General features: G+C 42.4%; 19 protein-coding genes. 7 read left to right on the plus strand and 12 right to left on the minus strand.

Annotated elements, in window-relative coordinates; genetic code table 11:
* Positions 1-78: 78 nt before the first annotated feature.
* Together G3R49_RS07525 and G3R49_RS07530 are read right to left on the minus strand one after the other, a co-directional pair.
* Complete coding sequence (locus G3R49_RS07525; protein WP_167869210.1) at positions 79-759, minus strand: LysE family translocator; 681 nt, start codon at positions 757-759, stop codon at positions 79-81.
* A 187-nt stretch (positions 760-946) separates the two neighbouring features.
* Positions 947-2,260: a dicarboxylate/amino acid:cation symporter gene (locus G3R49_RS07530; protein WP_130597547.1), complete on the minus strand. Its 1,314-nt coding sequence runs from the start codon at positions 2,258-2,260 to the stop codon at positions 947-949.
* A 223-nt stretch (positions 2,261-2,483) separates the two neighbouring features.
* Here G3R49_RS07530 and G3R49_RS07535 point away from each other — a divergent pair, with 223 nt between their 5' ends.
* Positions 2,484-5,258: an invasin domain 3-containing protein gene (locus G3R49_RS07535; protein WP_245335284.1), complete on the plus strand. Its 2,775-nt coding sequence runs from the start codon at positions 2,484-2,486 to the stop codon at positions 5,256-5,258.
* Positions 5,259-5,378: 120 nt separating this feature from the next.
* Here the strand turns inward: G3R49_RS07535 and G3R49_RS07540 are convergent, their stop codons facing one another.
* A complete protein-coding gene (locus G3R49_RS07540; RefSeq protein WP_167869211.1) occupies positions 5,379-6,746 on the minus strand; it encodes an L-serine ammonia-lyase in 1,368 nt (455 codons plus the stop codon).
* An 84-nt stretch (positions 6,747-6,830) separates the two neighbouring features.
* Positions 6,831-8,114 (minus strand): aromatic amino acid transport family protein, encoded by a 1,284-nt coding sequence (locus tag G3R49_RS07545; RefSeq protein WP_167869212.1) that lies wholly within the window; start codon positions 8,112-8,114, stop codon positions 6,831-6,833.
* A 428-nt stretch (positions 8,115-8,542) separates the two neighbouring features.
* On the opposite strand from G3R49_RS07545, the gene G3R49_RS07550 reads away from it, so the two are divergent.
* A complete protein-coding gene (locus G3R49_RS07550) occupies positions 8,543-9,115 on the plus strand; it encodes a uracil-DNA glycosylase family protein (protein ID WP_167869213.1) in 573 nt (190 codons plus the stop codon).
* A 144-nt stretch (positions 9,116-9,259) separates the two neighbouring features.
* Here the strand turns inward: G3R49_RS07550 and galE are convergent, their stop codons facing one another.
* Positions 9,260-10,288: a UDP-glucose 4-epimerase GalE gene (gene galE, locus G3R49_RS07555; protein WP_167869214.1), complete on the minus strand. Its 1,029-nt coding sequence runs from the start codon at positions 10,286-10,288 to the stop codon at positions 9,260-9,262.
* 292 nt (positions 10,289-10,580) lie between these two features.
* Here galE and G3R49_RS07560 point away from each other — a divergent pair, with 292 nt between their 5' ends.
* The 3 genes from G3R49_RS07560 to G3R49_RS07570 all read left to right on the plus strand — a co-directional run bounded on the left by G3R49_RS07560 (position 10,581) and on the right by G3R49_RS07570 (position 14,720).
* Complete coding sequence (locus G3R49_RS07560; protein ID WP_167869215.1) at positions 10,581-12,791, plus strand: transporter substrate-binding domain-containing protein; 2,211 nt, start codon at positions 10,581-10,583, stop codon at positions 12,789-12,791.
* A 191-nt stretch (positions 12,792-12,982) separates the two neighbouring features.
* Entirely contained in the window at positions 12,983-13,471 is a 489-nt protein-coding gene (locus tag G3R49_RS07565) for a nuclear transport factor 2 family protein (protein WP_167869412.1), read from the plus strand.
* 121 nt (positions 13,472-13,592) lie between these two features.
* A complete protein-coding gene (locus G3R49_RS07570; protein ID WP_167869216.1) occupies positions 13,593-14,720 on the plus strand; it encodes a hypothetical protein in 1,128 nt (375 codons plus the stop codon).
* A 132-nt stretch (positions 14,721-14,852) separates the two neighbouring features.
* Here G3R49_RS07570 and G3R49_RS07575 read toward each other — a convergent pair whose 3' ends face one another.
* Positions 14,853-15,584, minus strand: a complete 732-nt coding sequence (locus G3R49_RS07575; protein ID WP_167869217.1) for a hypothetical protein — start codon at positions 15,582-15,584, stop codon at positions 14,853-14,855.
* A 60-nt stretch (positions 15,585-15,644) separates the two neighbouring features.
* A complete protein-coding gene (locus tag G3R49_RS07580) occupies positions 15,645-15,974 on the minus strand; it encodes a multidrug efflux SMR transporter (protein ID WP_167869218.1) in 330 nt (109 codons plus the stop codon).
* A 136-nt stretch (positions 15,975-16,110) separates the two neighbouring features.
* Between G3R49_RS07580 and G3R49_RS07585 the strand changes: the two genes are divergently transcribed.
* Positions 16,111-16,629 (plus strand): DUF1993 family protein, encoded by a 519-nt coding sequence (locus G3R49_RS07585; RefSeq protein ID WP_167869219.1) that lies wholly within the window; start codon positions 16,111-16,113, stop codon positions 16,627-16,629.
* Positions 16,630-16,716: 87 nt separating this feature from the next.
* On the opposite strand, the gene G3R49_RS07590 is transcribed toward G3R49_RS07585, so the two are convergent.
* From G3R49_RS07590 to G3R49_RS07600, 3 genes are all read right to left on the minus strand, one after another.
* Positions 16,717-17,706 carry an SMP-30/gluconolactonase/LRE family protein gene (locus tag G3R49_RS07590; protein WP_167869220.1) on the minus strand — a complete coding sequence of 330 codons (990 nt, stop codon included), beginning with the start codon at positions 17,704-17,706 and terminating at the stop codon, positions 16,717-16,719.
* Between the two features lie 271 nt (positions 17,707-17,977).
* The gene (locus tag G3R49_RS07595) at positions 17,978-19,336 is read right to left on the minus strand and encodes a sodium-dependent transporter (RefSeq protein ID WP_167869221.1); all 1,359 of its coding nucleotides are present in this window, start codon (positions 19,334-19,336) and stop codon (positions 17,978-17,980) included.
* A 470-nt stretch (positions 19,337-19,806) separates the two neighbouring features.
* Positions 19,807-20,277: an Lrp/AsnC family transcriptional regulator gene (locus tag G3R49_RS07600; RefSeq protein ID WP_130597534.1), complete on the minus strand. Its 471-nt coding sequence runs from the start codon at positions 20,275-20,277 to the stop codon at positions 19,807-19,809.
* A 988-nt stretch (positions 20,278-21,265) separates the two neighbouring features.
* Here G3R49_RS07600 and G3R49_RS07605 point away from each other — a divergent pair.
* Entirely contained in the window at positions 21,266-23,791 is a 2,526-nt protein-coding gene (locus G3R49_RS07605; RefSeq protein WP_130597533.1) for a TonB-dependent receptor, read from the plus strand.
* 108 nt (positions 23,792-23,899) lie between these two features.
* Here the strand turns inward: G3R49_RS07605 and gloA are convergent, their stop codons facing one another.
* Together gloA and G3R49_RS07615 are read right to left on the minus strand one after the other, a co-directional pair.
* Positions 23,900-24,310 carry a lactoylglutathione lyase gene (gloA, locus tag G3R49_RS07610; protein ID WP_130597532.1) on the minus strand — a complete coding sequence of 137 codons (411 nt, stop codon included), beginning with the start codon at positions 24,308-24,310 and terminating at the stop codon, positions 23,900-23,902.
* 520 nt (positions 24,311-24,830) lie between these two features.
* Complete coding sequence (locus G3R49_RS07615) at positions 24,831-25,193, minus strand: helix-turn-helix domain-containing protein (RefSeq protein WP_130597531.1); 363 nt, start codon at positions 25,191-25,193, stop codon at positions 24,831-24,833.
* Positions 25,194-25,249 lie beyond the last annotated feature (56 nt).

Genomic DNA, 25,249 nt, shown 5'->3' on the forward strand with positions numbered 1-25,249 from the left:
TCTGTACTTTTTGGGCTTTGAGTAGTTTACTTAACACTGCCTGAATAATGACTGAACGTTGTTCATGTTACATTACCGCTAAATTAGCTGACTGATAGCAATTGTTGCCGAAACGCCAATGAATATTACGCCAACACCAAGATCGATATAGCAAGCAATAGCCTTGAAATAGCCTTGAACTTTTTGTTGCGACAAGACAATTGCTACAAATGCAAACCAGAGCAGTGCCAATCCAAATAATACAATGGTAGCGCCAGCCTTCGTTAGCGTATTGGTTTCGACTGGAACCATGACAGTAAACAAGGTTATGAAAAAGATCAGTGCTTTGGGGTTGAGCATATTGGTGAGTAAACCAATTCTAAACCCTTGAAAGTTTGAAAGCGGTGCGGTTTGCGGCTCGTCATCTATTTCGCCTGAACTATCAAGCGTGTTTTGGCGTAGCTGTTTTTGCACTTTATTTGCTTTTATTTGGCTAATGGCAGCTTTGAGTGCGCCAAGACCCATCCATGCGAGGTAACTTATCCCCACAAACTGTACGATTGAATAGGCGATTTCTGACTGGCGGATCATTAAACTGATCCCCATTAAAGAAAGAAGTGTGTGAGCCAGAATTGCCAACGCGATACCAAAAGCGCAGCTTAATGCAACGCTTCTTTGTTGCTGGGTAGCGAGTTTAACAATAATTGCGAAGTCTGGCCCGGGGCTCATTAGCGCGATGAAATGAACGATTGCTAAGCTGATCAGTAAAGTTGAGTCCATAAAGTACGGGGTTTATTTGGCTGATTATTATAAAAATATGTCAGGTCATCATGACACGAACTTGAGTGCCCAACAAATTTTGTTGGTTTGACGATAAGTTACGCTAGCCATGTACATGAATGACTATATTACAGCGACAAAAAAAGGTGCTATTCGCACCTTTTTTAGTTTAGCTCATAGCTTATTTCTATCGTTGCTCAGGGTGAAGTACTTGCTCTTCAAAGTTGTGAGCGACTTTACCGGCTTGTGAGTTTTCAAACACTTGTTGGTCGAACTCGCCTTCAGATTTTGCAATGACTACGGTCGCAACTGTATCACCGGTTACGTTAACCGCTGTGCGCACCATATCAAGTAAACGGTCAACACCAATAATCAGGGCAATACCTTCAACAGGCAGGCCTACTTGGTTCAGTACCATAGCAAGCATGATTAAGCCTACGCCCGGAACGCCGGCAGTACCGATAGATGCCAAGGTTGCGGTAACCACGACGGTTAGGTAATCCACAAAGCTAAGCTCAATACCAAACACTTGGGCAATAAATACCGTTGCGACACCTTGCATAATCGCAGTACCGTCCATGTTAATGGTGGCGCCAAGTGGTAAGGTGAAAGAAGCAATCTTGTTGTCTACACCCATACGGTGCTCTGCGGTTTCAATGGTAACCGGTAGCGTTGCATTTGAACTTGCTGTTGAAAAAGCGAACAGTTGTACGTCGCGGATTTTACGCAAGAACATCAGTGGGCTTAGGCCTGAGAATACTTTTAGTAAGGTAGGATATACAACTAATGCGTGGACAATTAATACCAGTAGAACTAAAAAGAAGTACTTCAGTACTGAACCAAATGTTTCTAGTCCAAGCGTTAGGCTTAATTTAGCCATTAGTGCAAACACACCATACGGTGCTAATTGCATGATTAGCGTGACCACTCGCATGATAACTTCGTTCAAGTCATTGAATAAGGCCGCGACACGTTTACCGCGTTCGCCAATATGCGAAATCGCAAAGCCGAAAATAACTGCAAACAGAATAATTTGCAGCATATTACCTTCAGTCATCGCTTGAATAGGGTTAGTCGGGACTATGTTGATGATGACTTCAGCAAGACTTGGTGCCTCTTTAGCATTAAATTCCATTGCGCTAGTGGCTAAGGAGGCCGCACCTGGATGAACTATGATTGCTGCCGTAATAGCTACGGTTAGGGCGATAGCGGTAGTAAACAGGTAGAAAGCGATGGTTTTACCACCGAGTCTGCCTAATTTAGACGGATCGCTTAACGAGCAGGTACCGCATACCAAAGATATAAATACCAAAGGCACGACGAGCATTTTTAAACTGGAGATGAAGATGGTACCAATTACCGCGAGTACGCCTTCAGTGATGTAATCCTTAATAAAGGCACTTTCAGGGAATAAGTTTCGCAGTAATAGGCCGAGGATAATACCGGTCAGCATACCGATAAGGATTTTACTCGTTAAACCGAGCTTTTTAGATTCTGTCACAGGATCTTCCTTCTATTTTACTTCTTTTTATCTGTTTTATTTAACCGCTCAAGCCTAGCAGGATTATTACGGTTATGAAACGGTGTGCTTTGAAAGTTTGCGGTCATAGGTGTACAAAAAAATACTAGAGTTATAGTATAGTTATGTTTAATTTATGTAATGTTTGCCGATAAGTAACTATAGTAAGCAGTAAGTTTTATTTTTTGTAACAGGGAGCCTGACAATGAGGTCAGCATACAAAGTATTTTTTGCGCTTTTGTGTTCGTTTATATTAGTCGCCTGTGGCGGCGGAGGGAGTATCAGTAGTGGTGGTGAAACACCCGACCCAACAACTATTTCAATAAGTCTTTCTATTTCTAATTCAGATATTTCTGCAGCTGAGCCTGCAACTGTTACCGCAAAAGTCACTGACTCTAGTGGTAACCCTGTCAGTACGCTAGTGAGCTTTGAACTTAATAATGAAGAATATGGCTCGTTTGATCCTGGTACTGGTGAGGTATCAACTAATTCAAACGGTGAAGCGCAAGTTACTGTAAAAACAGCTGCAATTAAAACCGGCGCTACAGTTATTGCAACGACATCAACGGGGGAGTCAGCATCTATCAACGTCAATATGGCCGGCGATGGTGAGTCTGGTGGCGATACTGAAATCTCTGTAAAGATAGAGACGACAGTGACGCAAGTTTCTGCTGCTGAGCCTGCAATTGTCACTGCAACTGTCACCGACCCTTCAGGCAACCCTGTTAGCACTCTAGTTACCTTTACATTAAACAATGCGACTTACGGTACTTTCACTCCATCTACTGGTCAGGTAGCAACGAATGATAACGGTGTAGCTAGTGTTATTTTAAATACAGCTGATTTAAATACAGGTGCGACGGTAACAGCAACAACAGCGTCTGGAGAATCAAACTCACTTAACGTAACCATGGCCGGTGACGGTGGTGAAGCTGGTGGCGGCGCGCAAGTTTCTCTTGCGCTAACAGATACTGATGGTAATTCAATTCAGAACATTACAACCCTAAAGCCTGGTCGTTTAACCGCAACAGTTACGGGCATCACAAAACCGACTATTGTAACGTTTGCGGCTGATATTGGTGATCTACCAATTAAAACGGCGGTGACTGATGCTGAAGGTAAAGCTGTCGTTGATATATATGCTGGTAGCGAGTTAGGTGCTGGTGAAGTGACCGCGACGCTGCCAACAAATGAGTCTGGTACTACGATTGTCGTCGTAGGTGCGACTAACGTTGAAATGGGTAGCGGTGATCCTTTTGTTGAAGGTGTAGCTCAAGTGAGTACAGCAGACCTTTCTGCTGGCGGCACAGCGACAGTTACCGTACTTATTCAGGATGATGAAGGTAATCCTTTTACTCAGCCTGTAGATGTCAATTTCTCTTCGACTTGTGCAACTAAGAATCCAGCTCAAGCGGTTATTTCTAGCCCTGTATCGTCAAGCAATGGTGTTGCAACGTCAACTTATCTAGCACAAGGCTGTGTGGGTGAAGACCAAATTAACGTAACGGCTAATGCTGGTGGTATCAGCTTATCGGCGGTAGGCACGATTAATGTGCTAGCTGCAGATGTGGGTAGCATAGTGTTTGTTTCTGCAGAACCTGAAAATATCAGTATTTTAGGTACAGGTGGTGATGAATCTTCAACCGTTAAATTCAAAGTATTAGACGAAAATGGTAACCCGGTTGCTAACCAATCAGTGTCGTTCGAGCTAAATACCAACGTTGGTGGTGTAGGTATTACGCCCTTAGTCGCTACGACTAACAACGAAGGTGTGGTGCAAACAGTTGTTACGTCAGGTTCTGTTGCTACCTCGCTGCGTGTGACGGCAACAGTTGAAAATGGTGTAGTTCCTGCTATTTCGAGTCAATCGAAGCAGTTGATTGTCTCTACCGGTATCCCAGATCAAGACAGTTTCTCACTTTCAGCTGAAGTACTAAACGCTGAGGGGTGGGATATAGATGGCACGGAAGTGGTTATCACTGCACGTATGGCTGATGCATTTAACAACCCTGTGCCAGATGGAACAACGGTATCGTTTACCACAGAAGGTGGTTCTATTGAAGATGCATGTCAAACCGTCAAAGGTGTATGTTCAGTTATGTGGACATCGCAACTGCCACGTCCTGATGGTCAATCAATTATTGGTGGCGACGGCTCTCAAGTACGGGTACCAAACTCAAGCTTAATTTATTACCCAACCTTGGATATCTACGGTAACGTATACGGTCAAAAGTACGGCGGCCGTGCAACGATTACCGCGACAGCTATTGGTGAAGAATCGTTCCCTGATCACAATGGTAATGGTCGCTTTGATGCTGATGAAATGGACGCATTTTTGAATCAAACTGACGTTACCGGTCAGAGTTTTGATCTTGATGATGCGTACAATGATTACAACGAGGACACTGTATTTAACCCTCAACCAGCTAACCAATTGCCTGGACAGGCTGGTGGTGAGTTAGAAGAGTTAATCGACTTCAATAGCAATGGGCAGTTTGATCAAGCTGATGGCTTGTACAATGGTGTGCTTTGTTCAACCCCTGCGCATGCAGGGTGTGCAGATGGCGTAACTAACTCTAAGTCGTTATTTGTGCGTCGCAGCCTAGTTATGGTGATGTCTGGTTCAGCAGCTTTCGCTACTCCAGCGAATGAAATTTGGATTGACGACCGTGATGGCTTAAATCAAGGTGGCTCAATTGATATCGTAGGTAAAGGTGCTGCAAGCGTGAAGTTTACTATTTCAGATAGACACAATCAGCAGATGCCTGCAGGTACTATCGTGAAGTTCACCGCAAGTGCTGGCTCGGTTGTGAGCGCTGGCGAGTATGTATGGCCTAGTAGTAATCATAACGGTGGTCGTGACTTTGTGGTGACATTAAAAGGTGAAGATGAACCAAATACCGGTATCTTCCTCGTTGAAGTGATTACCCCTGGTGAAATCGCTTCGCAAGTGGTATCACTGAATATCAATATCTTCTAATTTATTTTGAAGAGTAAACAAAAAGCCAGTCTTGATGACTGGCTTTTTCATTATAAGTGCTAAACATTGAGCATGTACTGACACCTTGGTTTTTATGCATTGAGAATCAAGCATTAAGTGCTAAGCACAAAGATTGGTTACCTTGATAGCTAAGCCGCCTTGACTTGTCTCTCGGTATTTCACATGCATGTCTTTACCGGTTTCATACATGGTGGCAATCACCTTATCCAAGCTGACTCGTGGCGATGAGTTACGGCGAAGTGCCATGCGTGATGAGTTAATCGCTTTAACCGACGCGATGGCGTTACGCTCGATACAAGGTACTTGCACTTGACCTGCAACCGGATCGCAGGTTAGACCTAGGTTATGCTCCATACCAATTTCTGCCGCCATACACACTTGTGCCGGTGAGCCACCCATTAGCTCAGCAAGTCCAGCAGCTGCCATAGAGCAAGCAACGCCAACTTCGCCCTGGCAGCCAACTTCTGCACCAGAAATAGAAGCATTGCGCTTGTACAGAGAGCCTACTGCTGCAGCAGCTAAGAAGTAACGGGTACATTCTTCTTGTCCAACTTGCTGAATAAACTTGTCATAGTAGGCGAGCACCGCTGGGATGATACCGGCCGCGCCATTGGTAGGAGAAGTCACAACACGCCCACCTGCAGCATTTTCTTCACTTACAGCTAATGCAAATACGTTTACCCAATCAATGATTTCCATCGGGTCGTTACTTAAACGCTCGCCTCGTAGTAGTTCACGATAAAGCGCTGGTGCTCGGCGTGATACTTTTAGTGGACCTGCCAGTACGCCTTCGGTTTTACAACCACGCTCAATTGCGTTTTGCATCGTTTTCCAGACTTGACTAAAACCACCTAGGATTTGTTCTTGGGTGTTAAAGCACAATTCATTTTGCATCATAACGCCGCTAATTCCGAGGCCTGATGCATGACAGTGTTGTACAAGTTCTTCTGCATTGTCATAGTGGTAAGGAACGCTCACGTCGCTTGTCTGAGTTTTATCGAATTCACTTTCTTCAACAATAAAGCCGCCGCCGATAGAGTAATATGTTTTACTCAGTACACACTTATCTCCATTCCAAGCATGTAACTTCATGCCATTTTCGTGCAGAGGTAAAGTGTAAGTATGGAAAATTAATGCACCTTTTGGGAACTGAACCACATGCTCTGCGTTGCCAACAGTGATGCTTTCACTGGCTTCAACGTTGGCAATGAATGGCGCAATACTATCGATATCTACAGTTTGAGGTTCGTTACCTGCTAAACCCATGATGATAGCAATATCAGTATGGTGGCCTTTACCAGTCAATGACAGCGAGCCGTATACATCAACGGTAAACTTGGTCACTTGTTTCAGCTTTTCGAGCTCACGTAGATCGTTTACAAACTCGTTTGCAGCCTTCATTGGGCCAACTGTATGAGAGCTAGAAGGGCCAATGCCAATCTTAAAAATGTCGAATGCGCTAAACATATGCTTACCTAAAAGCGGCTTAATGCCGCAAAATATGAAGAGGAGCGTTAAGGCTCCTCTTAAAAACAACCAAAGAGCTAATCGTTAAGCTATTAAGTCATAAATGATGGCGGTCATTGCCAGTACACCCGCAAGAATCACGAAGATATTGCTGACGCGACCACGATAGGCTTTTAGTGCAGGAACTTTGTAAACCGCATACATTGGCATCAGATATAAGATTGACGCGATAATAGGACCACCCAATGCTTCTATCATGCCTAGAATGCTAGGGTTAATAACAGCGACGCCCCAGATGGTGAAGAACATAAAGCCCAGAATAAACTTATTGATGCTTGCATCTGATATGGTTTTGTTGCTATTGCGAAGCTGCTTAGCAATCATGCCCTTTAGACCCTCAGTAGCACCTAAGTAGTGACCAAAGAATGACGAAATAATCGCAATGAAGGCAATGATAGGACCGAAATAGCTCACAAAACCGCTATCATGTACGTTGGCCAGGTAGGACAAAATTGGCAGATTTTGCGCTTTTGCATCAGCCAATTGAGCTGGGCTAAGTGATAGTACGCAAGAGAATACGAACAGCATAACAAAGCCTACTAGCATCATAGCGGTGTTACGCAGAATAACATCAGCTTTTTTTGCTGCATCTTTGCCATGATCTCGCTTCAACGAAACCGAGAATTGCGAAATAGCTGGAGAGTGGTTAAAAGCAAAAACCAATACTGGAATCGTTAACCAAACGGTACCTAAGAAATCCGTTGTTGCTGGAACCACTTGCAGTGCATCCATTTTCCAATCGGGTACAAGGTATAGCGACATAAAGGCTAAAATAGCTACAAGCGGATAAACCAGTAGTTGTGTTACTTTAAGCATGAATTTCTCACCCGCAACCATGACTGACATCATTGCGATGATCAACACGCCAGATAGAATCGCACGTGGAGGTGAGTCAAAACCTAGTTGATTGACAATGAAACTGTCGACAGTATTAGTAATACCTACGCCGTAAATTAATACAATCGGGTAGATTGCGAAGAAGTACAGTACTGTGATGGCTTTACCAGCTCCCACACCAAAGTGCTCTTCAACGACCTGAGTAATGTCGCTGCCTTGGATATTTGATGAGCACACAAAACGAGATAAGCCACGATGAGCAAGGTATGTCATCGGCCCAATAATTAATGCCATTAATACCAGTGGCCAAAAACCACCCATGCCAGCGTTGATTGGTAAGAATAAGATACCGGCGCCAACCGCGGTTCCAAATAGGCTTAACATCCAGGTAGTATCTTTGCGGGTCCAAGCGAGTTGGCTAGAACCAGATTGCTCCTCAACTGGAGCTGAAGTCATGGTGTCGTTTTGCATAAGGCAAACCTTAAATAGGTAGAAATTACGGTTGGAGAATATAGAGTTCTGATTTTAGGAAAGTGATCTAAATCATTGTTTGTGGTGGTCAGATTTATAAGTCATACAAAATGCGAGCTAGATCAGAACTATTAGGTATTGCTGAATTAATTGTATAACACGGCGTGCGGCTAATTGTTACTTAGCTAACAAGAGAGGATGTATTGTTACATTTGCGTAACCGTAACTTGGCGTTCAAAGCCGAGCTTTGGGAATTGAAGAAAAGGGTAGTAACGCTGTGCAAGTCGCTGGTGGCGAGGTTTGCAGCTGGCTAACGTTAGTTATCACTTGCATAATTAACTGAACACGCAACCTGTCGTTTAATAGAATATAATCATCGGATTAAGCAAGGCTTAATCATGAGTTAGAACTCACTTAAGAAATAACAGATGGAACCTTTACTTCAGCAAATTCGCCAATGCAACGCCTGCGCTATCAAGCTTAAACATGAGTGCAAACCAATAATACAAGCCAGTGAAAATTCTAAGGTATTGATTGCAGGTCAAGCCCCAGGGCGAATAGCTCATGAAACCGGGATTGCTTTTAATGATGCTAGTGGCCAAAGGTTAAGGGATTGGCTCGGTGTATCAGAATCCGAATTTTATGATAGTAATAATTTTGCGATTTTACCTATGTCATTTTGCTATCCTGGTTCAGGAAAGTCCGGCGATCTGGCGCCACTTAAAGAGTGTTCCCTCAAGTGGCGAGAGCAGTTAATGCAAAGCCTAACTCAGGTACAGCTAACCATTATTATCGGTCGGTATGCTAAACAATATCATCTAGGTAATAATCGACAATCTCTAACAGAGGTCGTGTTTATGGGGTTTGATTTTGAACACCGCCGTATTGTCCTGCCACACCCAAGCCCAAGAAATAATATATGGTTATCAAAACATCCATGGTTTGAGTCGGAGGTGTTGCCGCAACTTAAAGTTCAAGTATCAAAGGTTTTATCGCAGTGAGCTTTAGGCACATTGAACCCTTGTTGGACATTGTTTTTGCTTATTGAACTGCTTGAGAATGGAGCATTAAAAAGGCCAACTGAAAGATTGAGTACCATACAGTTAGCCTAAGTAGTGATACGTATCGATAAATTAGTGCGCTATTCACACTTTGCTAAAGCCGTTAGGGTTAGCTGATTGCCAGCGCCAAGTATCTATCATCATGTCTGAAATATCACGCTTAGTGTGCCATCCAAGTACTTGATTAGCTTTACTCGCATCCGCCCAAAACTCTGGTAAGTCTCCGGCGCGTCTTGGTGCAATTGTGTATGGAATGCTTACGCCGCTTGCCTTTTCAAATGCACTTACAATTTCAAAAACGGATGTTCCGGTACCTGTACCTAAATTAAAGGCCTCGACGCCGGTAAAGCCTGGATTATTGTTTAGCCAATCAAGCGCGGCTACATGGCCCTCAGCGAGATCCATCACGTGAAGATAGTCGCGTAAACAGGTGCCATCAGGCGTCGAGTAGTCATCACCAAAAACCGTCAATTGTTCTCTTTTACCCACTGCGACTTGGGCAACATAAGGCAACAAATTGTTTGGGATACCTTTTGGGTCTTCACCAATTTCACCACTCTCATGGGCACCGACCGGATTAAAATAACGCAACATCACGCCTTTAAAGTCAGCATTGGCGATAGCGAGATCATTGACTACTCGCTCTATCATTACTTTGGTCGCCCCGTATGGGTTGCTTGAATTGCCTATTTTCAATGTTTCCACATATGGTGGTTTATTCTCTTCACCATAGACGGTAGCTGAAGAGCTAAAAATGAACTGATTAACCTGATGCTTAGTCATAACATCTAGCAGGCATAGTGAGCCAAATACATTGTTTTGATAGTAATCCAGTGGTATCTCGCTTGACTCGCCGACTGCTTTTAGGGCTGCAAAGTGAATAACACCGCTTATATCATGTTGAGTAAATACTTGTTCTAAAGCTGCTTTGTCACAAACATCACCTTCGAAAAAATCTATGCTGCGGGATGTTAATTTTTCTACGCGCTTGATAGATTCAAGACTAGAGTTACACAAGTTATCGTAAACAACGACCTCATAGCCTTTATTCAGTAAGCAAAGAGCAGTGTGTGAACCAATATAACCTGCACCGCCAGTCACTAGCACTTTCATAGGAACCCTTTATTTCTTAACACAAAACTCTGCTAAGTATATGTTGCTCGCAGGAAATAACAATTAAGTCAAACACTAAACTTGACCCCTTGGGGGTTTAAACCTATCTTTGGTTAAATATTGCTCACCACGTGGGGCAATTTTAAAAATAGTGAGCTTCACCCTAATAAGTGAAGCACTGCTTAAGCCATAGCCAAAAAGCAATAATACAGCGCTGCATAAACAGCGCGACAAAACAAAAATTCTGCGCTGGTTCGGTTTTCTATGCGAGGCTGAATTCAAGGAGGGGGAAGTGCAAAAGCAAGGAGTGCTGCGCTTAATATCAACTATCTGTTGTATTTTAGCTCTATGGTGTCTGAGCCCCTTATCAGCCGCAGAGCCTTCAAACACTGTGCTTAGTGAGCCTGAAAAAGAGTTTATCCTACATAACCCAGTAATTAAGCTAGGTACGGGTCAAGCCACAGCACCTTACTTATTTTTTAACGCACAAAATAATGCTCAGGGCTTTGATAGAGATTATGCCGATCTTATTGAACAGCAAACAGGGTTTACCATTGAGTTTGAAGTGGGCAGCTGGGGGCATGTACAAAATAAAGTTGCTAACGGTGAACTTCATGGTCTCTCAAACATAGCTCAAAGTCATATCAATCAATCTAGTTATCGCTACAGTGAACCCTACCTATCATTACCATCTGTGGTAGTGGTTAATCGCATGAACCATCATGGGATTTTTACTATTGATGAAATTCAATATAAAAGAGTTGGCGTTCAGCAATTACATCAGGACGCTGAGTTGTTAACGGCTGAGCTAGGTGATGTCGACATCGTTTACTTTCCAGACGCTTACAAGATGCTACATGCGCTAGTGGAGAATGATATTGATGCAGCGGTTATCGACGAGTCGCTATATTACCTCAGTGATGAAATGGAGATACGTGACTTTATCAGTACTGCGTTTGTGTTAAAAAATCACCAGCAGTTGCATTTTGCTTTCAAGCCAAACCATCAGATCCTGGCTGATATATTCAGTAAAGCCATCGCTGCAATAGGCCCATATAAAACTAATGATCTCAAACGGCACTGGTTTCGTTCATTTGACGAGCATAACATTGAGTTTACTCATGCTGAGAAAACTTACCTATATTCAAAAAAGCGCTTTAAGTACTGTATTGACCCAAATTGGTTCCCCTATGAAGCCAACGACAATGGCAAGCACATAGGGATGACCGCTGATATTTTGGCGTTGTTTCAACAAAAGCTACAAATCTCCTTTGAATATCTACCCACCAAATCTTGGGTTGAAACCATGGACAGGATGAAAAATGGTGAGTGTGACTGGATTACCTTGGCAATGGCGACACCTCAGCGCGAGACCTTTCTTGATTTCACTGAGCCTTATATCAACGTCCCACTTGTGATTGCAACTTCTCATGATACTGATTTCATTGCTGACATCGGCATTCTCGATGGTAAATCAATCGGCTTTATTAAAGGTTATGCGTTTATAGAGCTGATTAGCCGTCAGTATCCTGAGATTGATATTGTTGCGGTTGATGATATTCATCAAGGCTTATACATGGTTGAGCAAGGTGAGTTGTTTGGGTTTGCAGACTCTCATTCAAATATTAGTTTGCATCTGCAGCAGCATGGGATCGGGAAAGTAAAAGTCTCTGGGCGATTTGATGAGAAGTTTGAATTATCTATGGCGGTTCCTCACGGTGATACTGTACTACTCAGTATCCTTGATAAGTTGGTCGATAGTTTAAGTTCGCAGCAACATCAAGCTATTTTAAATAAGTATATGTCAGTGAGCTACCAGCAAGTAATTGATTATAGCGTCGCCTACCAAGTGATTGTCATCTTTAGCATTGTGACCTTACTTATTTTACTGTGGAACCGCAGAATACATTCGGAGAAACAAAAATATAGGGCGCTAGTAGCTGAGCTAAAGGAAAAGGATCACAAGTTACAAATTGCTTATAAAAAGCTTGAACAGGTCTCTACTATAGATAAGCTCACAGGAATTTATAACCGTAGAAAAATTGATGAGGCATTAAAAGAAGAATTGAGCCGCAGTCAGCGTAGTGACAGTGTTTTCTCAATAATGTTACTTGATATCGATTACTTTAAAGCTGTGAATGATAACTATGGCCATCATGCTGGTGATAAATTTCTAGTTGAGTTTGCACACCTTGTCAGTACTAACAAACGAGAGACTGACTTCTTTGGCCGCTGGGGCGGGGAGGAGTTTATTCTTATCCTACCAAATACCTTGCTGCAGCAAGCCATGCATAAGGCTGAGCGATTAAGACAAATTATTGAGCGCAACCGCTTTACTAAAGTGGGTTACCAGTCTGTCAGCATAGGTGTCAGTACTTATCAATACGGTGATGATACCGAACCCCTTATGCAGCGTGCAGACCGCAGTTTGTACCATGCTAAAGCAGAAGGGCGCAATACGGTTATGGGGCAAGCTGAATTTGATTTTGAGGTTAACAAGTAGCGTACAGGAATGATTTTGAATAAAAGGGCACCGTTGCAAACTTGGGGTTATCAACCTTGAGTATGAGCTTTATTCGTATGCTTGCCATGCGCAATTTGTACTATTAGCTTATGGTTTGATAGGCCTCAATGAGGTTACATGGATACTGGGTGCTCACCTGTAAGTGATGCTAAGGGATGGGGGGTTAGATGATGAAGCACTGCAGAATAGCTGTTTTTTATGTCGGCTGCTTAGTGACGACATTACTTTTTACAAATGTCTTTGCTAATGACAAACCAAATACAATACCTGACCGTCAGTTGATTGAAAGAGCCGTTCTGGACTATATAGAATCTCAGCATCAGGGTGATGGAGACATGATGGCCCGCAGTCTAGATGAAACGCTTGCAAAACGTACATACTGGCTAGGGAAAGATCATGAAGAGTTCGTATTAGAAACTGACTTTGACACCATGATCAAAGTTGCAAATACCTATAACAAAAGTGGTGACAAGTTCCCTACTAACCCTAGGGTAGAGATACGCATTTTAGATATCGACAATCGAGTCGCATCTGTAAAACTGACGGTTGATGACTGGATTGATTACATGCATTTGTATAAAACACGTGATGGACGCTGGTTGACGGTAAATGTACTTTGGCAATTTCATGACGAGTCTAAACATGCTTTAACTAACTGATTGAAAGTAGTTATACAAACTTAAGGTTTTATGCATGAGTGAATTAACTTAATTAAACAAGTTACTATCGTGATGTTGCGCTTGCAGTTGATTTATTGACCACAGATTGATAGCGTTGTCAATGCAACACGCTATTAATTCATTCAGGAAAATAAGGATATTGATTCTGAATTTCATGCACATCATCACGATTAGTCGCACGCTTCAACTTGGGTTTCAGCAGTTGCTGGTGCCTTGTGTGTTAGCCGTTGCCGTTATCCTAACCGGGTGCTCAGATAATCACAAAGTATCCACTCACTCAGCAGATTACGATACTGTTATCGATCAAGATGCTCAGTTTATTTATAAAGATATCAAAGTAGCCAAAGCACCTAGACAATGGGACTGGATGCTTCCAGACTTGAATTCTCTCGCTCAGGCCTCTAGTCAACAATATCGCTATCCTTCACTCACGGGCATTGCTGAGTACAAGCAGTCCTTTCAATTAGATAATGTCATAGGGTTTGTTTGGGGTTGGCAATCTCGTACTGATAAATATGATATTGAAGTATTTTTGCTTTACATGTTTATAGGTGAAGATAAATACCTGATGCGTACTTTTCATAACTCTCATCACCTTACTGTTGATGAGGCTATATTGATTACCTTTTATGATTATTTTCGTTATGAAAGACCGTTTATGGCGCAAAAATGGCAGATTAGTGAGCCCTACGATAACTACAAAATGGAACCCTTACTAACTCTGGGCAGTGAGCTTTTTGAACAAGGGCATGAATATCCAGTGTTTGATGGTCGAATCGTCACTCTAAAAGACGTGTATTTACGCCAAGCCCAAACAAAGCGTGTTAAAGATAACAATGGTTTAACCCATTATGTGTGTAAATGGCTTGTACCAGAAGGGGGAGGGAAGCTCGTTAAAGGCGAAGAGGTATGTCTTATCTTGCCAAGCCAATTTGAGCAACAATTAGCAAGGGTTGGTCAGTCAGCCAACCGATTAGTCACTACCTCAAATTTAATGACACTCAAAGTAGAGTTGAGCCATCAAGGTACTATAACCAATATTGTGTCTGGCGTAATTACTTCACAGCATATGGATGATTTAGGTGGTAGGCAAGATGAACTATCAGGTGAAAGTACTAAAAAACGGGTTGCTGGTTGGCCCATCGCCTCAGGTTATGTAGCTGAAGGCGTAGAGCCTGATTTTGAATTTCTATTAAAGATGGATCTTCAAACTCAAACAGCTCATTGAGTTAGAGTCTGTTACGTATAGTATATCAAACTGAACAATCTGAAAGTGAAGTGATTACAAGTGTTGAGTACGATGCGTTACTTTAGTTTTTCTCTAAGCTCACATGTCCTTATGCACGTTAGCTAACCCTACTTACCAAGAATACTTCACCGGATTAGAGGCCCCTTTTTTTCGGTACTTATCATCGATACGTTTGCCAAGATAAAGTTTCACTATCTCTTCAGGGGCCTGCTTGCCAACAAAGCCTTTACGTCCTTTCACAGTGGTTTTGTCAGGGAAGTTTTCACTTGTCGCTTCCAGCCAGTTATCTGCAATAAACACCCCGACAATGAGACCTTGAACCACAGCAACAACATAGTCTGCCTGATTGGCTTTATTTAGGCTTATGCGCCATGCATAGCGAGTTGCTTCATACACTGAGTTATCTAGGGCTGAGCGATTAATGTTGATCATCAGTACCTTATGCTCAAACTCGGCAACGGCTGCACTGTACTTATTAATGATCTCAACAGCGTGCATGGCACCAAATTCATTATTACCATGGCCATCCATAATATTGGTGATGCCCGGATAAGCATCGATCAAAGCTGCTTCTACCTCAAATGCCGTTTTTTCATCTAGCCCATGGCGGTGAATCACGTGTGCAACATCAAAACCTGCAAGTTTAATGGCTCGTATGCGGCTCATTTTCTCAGATAGCTCATCGGACTCTATATCTCCCTGGGCATGAGCGAATACGCGGTTTGCTTTACCCTTGCCAATATAAAAGGTTTCGCCATTTCGAGGGTCGATTAAGCGATAAACGTAGTACTTAAGCCTACTAATGACTTCAGTTGAGAATTGTTCAGGTTTATTTGGTTTCATAGAGGTCGCATATGATTTATAACAGCATTGAATTGTCAGCATTGAATTGTCAGCATCGAGTTAGTGTTCGAGTGTTTTCGAGAATAAGTTTATCACTAGCACGCCAGCTAAGATCAAGCTAATCCCAATAATAGCGGCTAGATCGGGTACTTGCTTGTAGACAACGGCGCTTATCGAAGCTATCAGTACCATACCCATGCCTGCCCAGATGGCGTAAGCGATCCCCACAGGTACGGTTTTTAGCACTAAAGACAGGAAGTAAAATGCACCGAGATAACCCATTACGCTGATGCTGGTGGCGGTAGCGTTACTAAAACCATTTGATGCTTTAAGTGCCAGTGTTGCTATCACTTCAAAACCGATAGCAATGGCCAAATACCAATAACCCATGATGCTCCTTAGCTCGTTGATTTTTATGTTAACCATGATGAACTAAGTTATTGTGTTAAGCGAGTAACAATTAACGACTGATTTTCAATATTTTATTGATTACTTCAATATGACCAGCATCAAGCAAGGAGAGCAGATGAACAATCAACCTATAGCTGTGTTTAGTCATTACTTACGACAGTTACGTCAGCTTTTAAACAAGTGTGCAGATCATTGCGAAGATGAAACATTTCTTGAGGCTAGACTGACAGCCGATATGTTCAATCTGTATACCCAGGTGCAAATTACTGCCGGCTTTAGTTTACGAGCCTGTTGCCCTATGGCGGGGAGAGAAGTGCCTGACTTAAGTTGCCATGGGATAGACAACAATCAGCAAACCCTAGCGCAGCTTGATCGCCAGTTAGTACAAACTCTGGATTATTTAACTGAGTTAGATGACAAGGTTTATGATTTAATGACCGAGCAGATCACCGATAAAGCTGGCCCGGTTGCGGTTAACTTACCGACAAATGAGTTTATTTTTCAGTTTGCGCTGCCTAACTTCATGTTTCACTTATCTATGGTGTATGCCATTGCCAAAACGCTCGGTATTCCAGTCACCAAAGGTGATTTTGATGGATTTCATCAATATCCCGTGGGATTCTCTTTTGAATAAAAAGCGCGTAATGATTGAACAGTCTGATTTAAAAACGCGCTCTAGCATTAATTAACACGTCTTTGTGCATATTAATGTTAGATTTCGCTACATAAATTGACCTAAACCTGCAAGTTCAGTGCGCAATGTAAACAAAGTGCCTTTTGCAGAGGTGACAAGTAACGTTTTGCCATCTTTGCCGCCAAATGCGAGGTTAGTAACGCTTTCACCAAAATGGATGGTACGCAAATGTTGGTGAGCTGCGTTAAAGATTTGCACTTCGCCAGGCCCATGGCTAGTCACATATAAATTGCCGGCACAATCGACTGCCATACCGTCAGGCGATGCGACATCCAAGCGCGTTTTTATATTGCCAATACTGCCATCAGCGTTTAACTCGTACAGTGTCACCTTATTGCTGTAATCGCCAACATACAGTGTTGATTCGTCTGGTGATAGCGCTATCCCGTTAGGTTTATTATGTAGGTTGCTTACAAGCGTGAGTTCGCCATTTGGGGCGCGCCAATAAACGCCAGTAAATGGTGTATGCTGTTGTCTTGGACCGAGTTGCCAATCAGGATCGGTAAAGTAGATATGTCCTTTTGAGTGGCGGACGAGATCATTTGGAGAGTTAAATGCTTTGTTTTTATAGTTGGTGACCAGTGGTGTCAGTTGAAGGCTCGAAATTGAGGGATTGTTCAACTCGGTCAAATTTACTGTAGATAATGCACGCTGACCGTGATCCATTACATACAGTTTGTCGTTGTCTGCCAGCAGCCCATTTGTACCTAGTTCTTGTGCGACTAACTTAACTCCTGAGTCTTGATGCCACTGATAGATATTCGATTTAGGGCCGTTTGATTGGTCGCTGTCAAAGTTCATTTCTGAAAAATAAAAGCGTTGAGTGTTGACTGACCAAGTTGGCCCCTCTAAGAAGCGCATGCCAGTAGCAATGACCTTGGGCTTGCTACTTTCGGCTAGAGGGAGCTGAGTGCTATCACATTGTGAGAATAAATTAGGCTCGCTAATTTTCTGCGCGTTAGCTTGACCAAACATCATCAAACTTACACTTGCTAGCGTGAGCAGTTTTTTTATCATCACAAACTCCCTTGTCTTGAATAACCTTGTCTTGAGTAACTTTGGCACGAATATCTTGGTTAACTTTGGCGCTTAGTCATCATTGTGCGTAATTGCTGGGTAGGACGCAATATTAGTGACAGGTTATTTATCCGCAGCTCGCTTTACAAGCATTTGCACGTATGTGGACACTAGTAAACTGCAAAGGCCATACTCACAGTGAGTATGGCCTTTGTTTGTTATTCTTGCTTGTTACTCTTGTTTCGAGCAAGCGAACTTTAGCTTATAAGCCTTAAGCCGTAAAAAGCTGCGCGATGATAACCAGGATTAATAGCGGACAAATATATTTCACATATATCGGCCAAATTTTCCAAAACAAACTTGAGGTATCGACACCGTCTTGGGCAGAGATGGCTTCAATTAAGCTGTTACGACGCCACACCCATCCTAAAAATATCGCAATTCCCAACGCGATTAGCGGCTGAGCGCGCTCTGTCGTTAAAGTGATGATTGCACCGAAAAGACTACTAAAGTTAAACACAATTAAGCTGGCGACGAGTGCGATGAATAAGCCAACATACAAAGTCGCTTGGTTACGATTGAGCTTGGTTTTCTCAACTAAATAGCTAGTTGGCACTTCAACTATAGACATGGCAGAGGTGAGTCCTGCGATAGTCATTAAAATGAAAAATACGATGGCAAGGATGTACTGGGTTATGCCGCCTAGTGATTCAAACAGTGCTGGGAGTACAGTAAATACCAGAGTGTCTGAGTTTAGTAGACTGCCATCATCGGCGAATATTTGTACGCCTTGATGCTGGGCGACATACATCGCAGGAATGATCATCAGCGCTGCCAAAAATGCCACCAATGTGTCGGTTAAGGTGACATAACCGGTCAACTTCGCCAAGTTATCCTTTTTGTTGAGATAAGCGCCGTAAACCATCATCGCACCTGTACCTACGGTTAGTGAGAAGAAGGTTTGGCCTAGCGCACTTACCAGTACATCAGTGTCTAATACGCGGCTGAAATCGGGGATCAGTAATTGCTTTAACCCTGTCATGGCGCCAGGCTGGAACAAGATGTAAATACTGCCAAGAACTAGCATTAATAGTAGTAGTGGCATCAAACGCTTAGACCAACGCTCAATACCTTGTTGTACGCCTTGACGGATCACCATGATAACCAATGCAGTGAATATCAGAGTAAACACCAAGTTGCGTGATACAGAAAACTCCATGAGCCAATTGGCTACTTCAGGCTGCTCAGCCATTTGTGCTACTGGCGCTATGGCATGGCTGATAAACCAGCCTGATAGAATGCAGTAAAAGGTACAGATCAATGTTGCAGTAATAATTGAGCCGAAACCAATCGCTCCGCCGAGTTTACTGAGTAATTTATTGCTTGAAAGCTTAGCCATTGCGTCCGCAGGGTTGGTTTGCCCGTGGCGCCCAACCATTAGCTCGGCCATTAGCATTGGGTAACCGAGTAGCAAGATAAGCACTATGTACATTAATAAGAATGCGCCACCACCATGAGTAGCAGCCTGAGTTGGGAATCCCCAAATATTCCCTACGCCAACGGCAGAGCCTGCCGCCGCCATAATAAAGCCGATTTTTGAGCTAAATTGGGCTTGAGAGTTTGTAGCCATAATGCACCTGTTTATTCGATTAGGTCGCGCATACTAAGGCTAGTGGAGATAATTGCAATAGCGAATTTATCCAATATTTTTTAATTGAATAAAATCTTATATCTTTATTTTAGTTAATGTTGAGTATAAACGTCTCATACCTACGTAATGGCGAGAATATCTTGTTTTGGATTGGGCGAAACACAGCTGTAACGCAATTTATCCTTGCTAAGAAAAATTATTGGAATCTGACTGAGCGCACAAAACCCAGTCAAAGTTTTAACGGTTAAAACTATAGTGGGAGTAAAAATTGCAACAGTTTGAATAGCAATGGCATGGACAAGGGCCTGGCTCGGGTTTTAATAAGGGTAACTGAGACTAGAGGTATATAGTTGTTTAAGCTCGCAAGCTAGTCGCTTTTACATTGAATTGATAGCAGTTCGAGCCAAGCATATCGAGCTTAAACACTTAAACCTTATCTCACTACAAACCTAGAGTGCAGGTAGTGGGATACTGGTATGATTTTTAACTTTCTTTAGGACGAAGCTAGAGTGAATTCCAGCAACGTGCACGCTGCTAGTCAGTTTGTCTAATAAGAATTGCTTGTAATGCTGCATGTCTGCAACCAGTACTTTTAATAGGTAATCAGCTTCATTACCTGTGATTAAGCTACACTCCTGAACTTCATCCATCGCGCTAATGTCTTGCTCGAATGACTCTAGTACTTCGATATTGTGCTTTTCTAAACTAACCTGAATATACACGGTGAGATTAAGGCCAAATCGCTCTGGATTTAATTGGGTAGAGTAACTTGCAATGTAGCCAGCATCTTCTAGTGCTTTAACACGTCTAGAGCAGGGTGATGGAGATAAGCCGACCTTTGAAGCTAACTCCTGGTTAGATAGCTTCCCAGGTAACTGTAGGTGTTTCAGGATAGCGAGATCAATCTTGTCGAGTTGCATAACTACTTCTTCTCTCGATACTTATTATTTGAATTTAGGTTGTCTAGCCTAAATTTTAGCACTTAGGGTGGTAGGACTCCAGATAAACTCAAGTAGTCGCAATGTTATTTATTAGAATGTTAGACCGTATAACCTAGTTTAAGTTTTAATCATGTGACTTTGAGATGGAAAAGTAATCTCGCTTTTTATATCGCTGCCTAACTCAAGATGCTGCCTAAATTATTAGTTGAATTAGGTGAATGAATACGCACTTATTTATTAACCAAAATTTTACATTATTGAATTTCTTTTTCTGAAAGCAATTAGATGCAGTTTATTGTTGTATTCACCGCAACTAGCTATTTTGATTGTTTTGTATAATGCAAACTAAAATGGCTTTCCGCCAAATTTTGAATCTTATCTATTCGAAAACTTAGAGCCGGTATGGCATTCAGCTAGCATTTATTATTGTTTAATCTAAAAGATCTTCTGGGTTAACTGTAGTTAATGAATCGCAGGAATTAACTGCGCCATTAATCAAGTTCATGATTTTATTAAAGTTAGTTGAGGATTGTTTTGATATATCCAACTTGGTGATGTGTATGGGACTTGTTTTAGGCAGAGACAGAAAAGTTCCACGCCTTAATGTGATCCGTGTCACACTTTCACTCAAATTAAAGTCGCTGACATGTTAAATTCTCGCTGGTTTAAATCTCTATTTTTGCCTGGTTGTGGTAGTGAATCATTCTGCGGTTGCATAAATATTTAAGTGCGCAGCCAAAAAGTACTCATTAAATTTAACGTTGTTTCTGTCTTTTTATTAACATTTTAAACCTTATTTGTTAATGATTTTTGGTTTGACGAAACAACTCGGGTTATTCAGTATCAACTCCGTAGCAGATGTGGGTATTTATTTAGATTGCTTGATTAAGTCGGCGTTTAAATAACAACAAATAAAAATGAACCACTGCACAAGATAATAAGATAAATGCTAGGGAGCTTAATCTGTATGAACCAAAAAACATTAATTGCAACAAGCATTAAAACTGCATTAGTTGCTTCAATCGCCGCCGCTTCAACAGCATCGGTTTCAGCTTATGCTGAAGAAACTGCAAATGTTGAGCGTATCGAAGTCACAGGCTCTCGTATTCAACGCCAAGACATGGAAACAGCATCGCCTGTTACTGTCATTGACGAGTCTGCTATTCGTGCTGAGGGTTACACTTCTGTTGATGACCTACTTCAAGCACAAACTTCTATGGCTGGTGCTGCAGTAGGCTCAAGCACTAACAATGGCGCGAACGGTGTAGCTCAAGTTGACCTACGTGGTATGGGTGCACAACGTACGCTTGTTCTTTTGAACGGTCGTCGCATGGTTAACTCAGGTAGCGGTGCAGACAGCTCTGTGGATTTAAACTCTATCCCAGTTGCTATGATCGCTCGTGTTGAAATTCTTAAAGATGGTGCATCTGCAGTTTATGGCTCTGACGCGATTGCTGGTGTAGTAAACATTATCACCAAAAAAGACTTTGAAGGTTTTCAATTCGACGTTCAAGGCAGTACCACAGATAAAAATGATGGTGAAACAGGTGAAATCAGTGCGCTTTATGGTTTCAACACTGACACAGGTAATTATACATTTGGTGCAGCATACTCTCGCCGTGAAGGCGTAGTTCAATCAGACCGTGATTGGACACCATCTGCAGGTAGCTCTTACACACCTGGTGGTACTTTAGGTGGCAAATACCAAGATGAGAACGGTGAGTGGAAGGACCTAGAAACAGGTTATGATTTCACGCAAGACTCATACTATCAAACGCCAAATGAGCGCTACAGTTTGTTTGCCAATATGACCCAAGAATTGGGTGACGACATCGTATTGACTGGTGACCTACTATACACCAAGCGTAAGTCTAACCAGCAATTAGCCGCGCAACCAGCAAGCACCAAATTAAACGTGTGTGGCGCAGATGGTGTAGCGCCAGGTGAACCATGTGTAGATTTAACACCTGAGATGATTGCCGCTGGCATCGCACCAGATAGCACTGGCCGTGTTGAGTACCGTCGCCGTACGACCGATGTTGGCCCACGTATTTACTCACAAGATACTGATACTTTGCGCGCTTCAGCTGGTTTAGCTGGTTCACTTGATATCAATACTGGTATGGACTGGGACTTCTCATACACATACGGTAAGAACAGTGCAAAAACTTCTGTTGCTAACTCTATCAACCAGAAGAAGTTTGACGAGTCTGTATACAATAACTTTGATGACTGGATGAACGGCACAGTTAGCCAAGAGCAATTAGATGAAATCAGCTACTTAGAAGAGTCGGACGGTGGTAACGAGCAGCACACAGTATCTGCTGGTTTAACTGGTGAACTATTTGACCTAGAAGCTGGTGCAGTTGCGTTTGCACTTGGTGCTGAATACCGTCACGAAAGCGGTTACTTCAACCCTGATGAAGTGATTGTTGCTGGTGAAGGTACTGCTGCACAACAAGATCCAACTAAGGGTAGCTACGATGTATTCTCTATCTTCCAGGAAGTGAGTGTACCATTTACTGATAAGCTGACAGGTGAGTTCGCATTACGTTTTGATGACTACTCAACGTTTGGTAAAGCAACAACCTGGAAAGTCGGTCTAACGTACGAAGCGACTGATGATTTAATGCTTCGTGGTGTGGCTGCAACAGGTTTCCGTGCACCAAGCATTACCGAGCTATACGGCGGTAACTCTGGCTCATACGACTACCTAACTGATCCTGCTGGCGTAGCTAAAGATTCACAGATCTTAGTGAATTACACCTCAGATGAAAACTTAAAGCCTGAAGAGTCTGAGTCTTACACTTTTGGTATCGTGTACTCACCTAGCTATGTTGATGGTATGTCGTTAACCCTAGATTACTGGCGCTTCAAAGTAGATAACGCAATTTCTCGTCGTGATACTCAGGCATTAATGAACTCATGTTACGCTGGCGATTCAAGCGCATGTGAAATGATTAATGTTACTCACGAGAATGCACAAATCGGTAATTGGGATGGTCTAACAAGCGAGTTAACTAACGTTGGTTATCAAGATACTTCAGGTATCGACTTTAACTTAAACTACAAGTTTGAAGGCGCTGGACTAGACTGGACTATCAATAATGACACCACGTACCTATTAAACTTTGAACAAGATAACAAAGATTACACAGGTACTATCGATGGTAACTTCGGTGCTTACGCTAAAGTACGTAACAACTTCAGCATTCAAGCATCGCAAGGTGACTGGAGCGTGATGTACTTTAACCGCTACATTAGTGAAATGGAGAACCTAACTTCTCCAGAAGATAAAGCTGAAGCTGTGCTTTACCACAACGTTTCTGGCTCTTACCACATCAATGATGAGATGCTGTTAACTTTAGGTATCAAAAACCTAACTGATGAAGAACCTTCTCGCGTTAACAATGGTTCAGACGGTGGAACAGTACCAGAAGTTTACGACACCATTGGTCGTCAATACTACGCTGGTTTCTCAATGAAGTTCTAATTTGAACTTTAGTTAAAAACCTAAAAAAGCCCGCATGTTGCGGGCTTTTTGATGTGTGGATTTTACCTGTGAGGTAAATGACTTAAACTTGCCTAAGGTTTAAAGCGACTACCCGAGTGCTGCTGTGGCAGACGCTTGCTGAATGAGTTCAATTTTGTAGCCGTCTGGATCTTCAACAAACGCTATTTCGGTTTTTCCGCCTGCTACAGGGCCTGGTGCACGAGTCACTTTGCCGCCTGCAGCTTCAATTGCTTTACAGCGCGCATAAATGTCTTCTTCACCAATAGCAATATGACCAAATGCGCTGCCTAAGTCGTACTCTTCAACGCCCCAATTATAGGTCAGTTCGATTACTGCTTGACCACTTGATTCGTCGCCAAAGCCGACAAATGCCAAAGTATATTTATACTCGGTATTTTCTGACTGACGTAAAAGGGACATGCCCATAACCTTAGTGTAGAATTCGATGCTTTTTTCTAAGTTGCCCACACGCAACATGGTATGAAGTAGTTGTGCCATATTTTTGGTTTCTTTTATTGTGAAATCTACCGCCTAGATTAACACTGTTTGCTTAAGGCTCAATCAATTAATGATCAGGATCAATATTAACGGTCACAGTTCACAATTATGAACCAACAAAGTAGGAAATTTGGCAACAGTCGCTATCATTAAGCTATTGAAACTTGGAGGCAAGAATGACTACAGAACTAAAAATGGCCCTTGGCACAACCCTTGTGATTGCAATTTGTTTCAGCGCATTTTTCGTAGCAATGTTTTAAAAATTGTTTGCAATTATTGACTTAAAAAGCCGCATTTAGCGGCTTTTTTGATCTTTTGCGTTTGCCTCAAGATAGCGTTACTTATTTCCCTTATTTCCCTTATTTCCTTATTTCGTTTTAACCGTCACTAAGCATAAAGCTGCACCGCTTATGGGTGTGTCCCTTTGTTGCTTGCCGCACTTTCTATCTGATTTAGTACTCATACATATCAGAAATGCGCGTATAGTTTGTTCTATCTCGTTTAAACATAAGCAGTTTCATTAGGCTTTAACGTCATATTTCTCAGACCATAACCTTAGATTTTCGAGTATATCCAAGGCGCTGCGGCCGAGTTCTGTTAACTCGTAAGTCACTGCAATAGGGCGTTCTTGCACCACAGTTCGAATAACCATCTTTCGAGACTCAAGTTCTTTTAGTCGCTGGTCGATCATCTTTTTACTCGCGCCGCCCAACATGCGACATAAGTCGTTAAATCTAACCGGTTCATCTTTAAGATGATAAATAATAGAGCCGGTCCATTTTCCGCCGATTATCCTCATACCTCGCTCGATAGCACAAGGCTCAGCGCATGGTTCAATTACTTGCTTTTTGCCTGTTGGCAAGGTTTCTACTTTACTTTTCATAGGAGCTACGTATTTAGTGCTAGGGACTTAAGTTTTGCTAGCAATGCTATTTAAGA

Origin of the sequence: Shewanella sp. WXL01 (genome assembly GCF_012263345.1) — a bacterium.
Classification (GTDB): Bacteria; Pseudomonadota; Gammaproteobacteria; order Enterobacterales; family Shewanellaceae; genus Shewanella; species Shewanella maritima.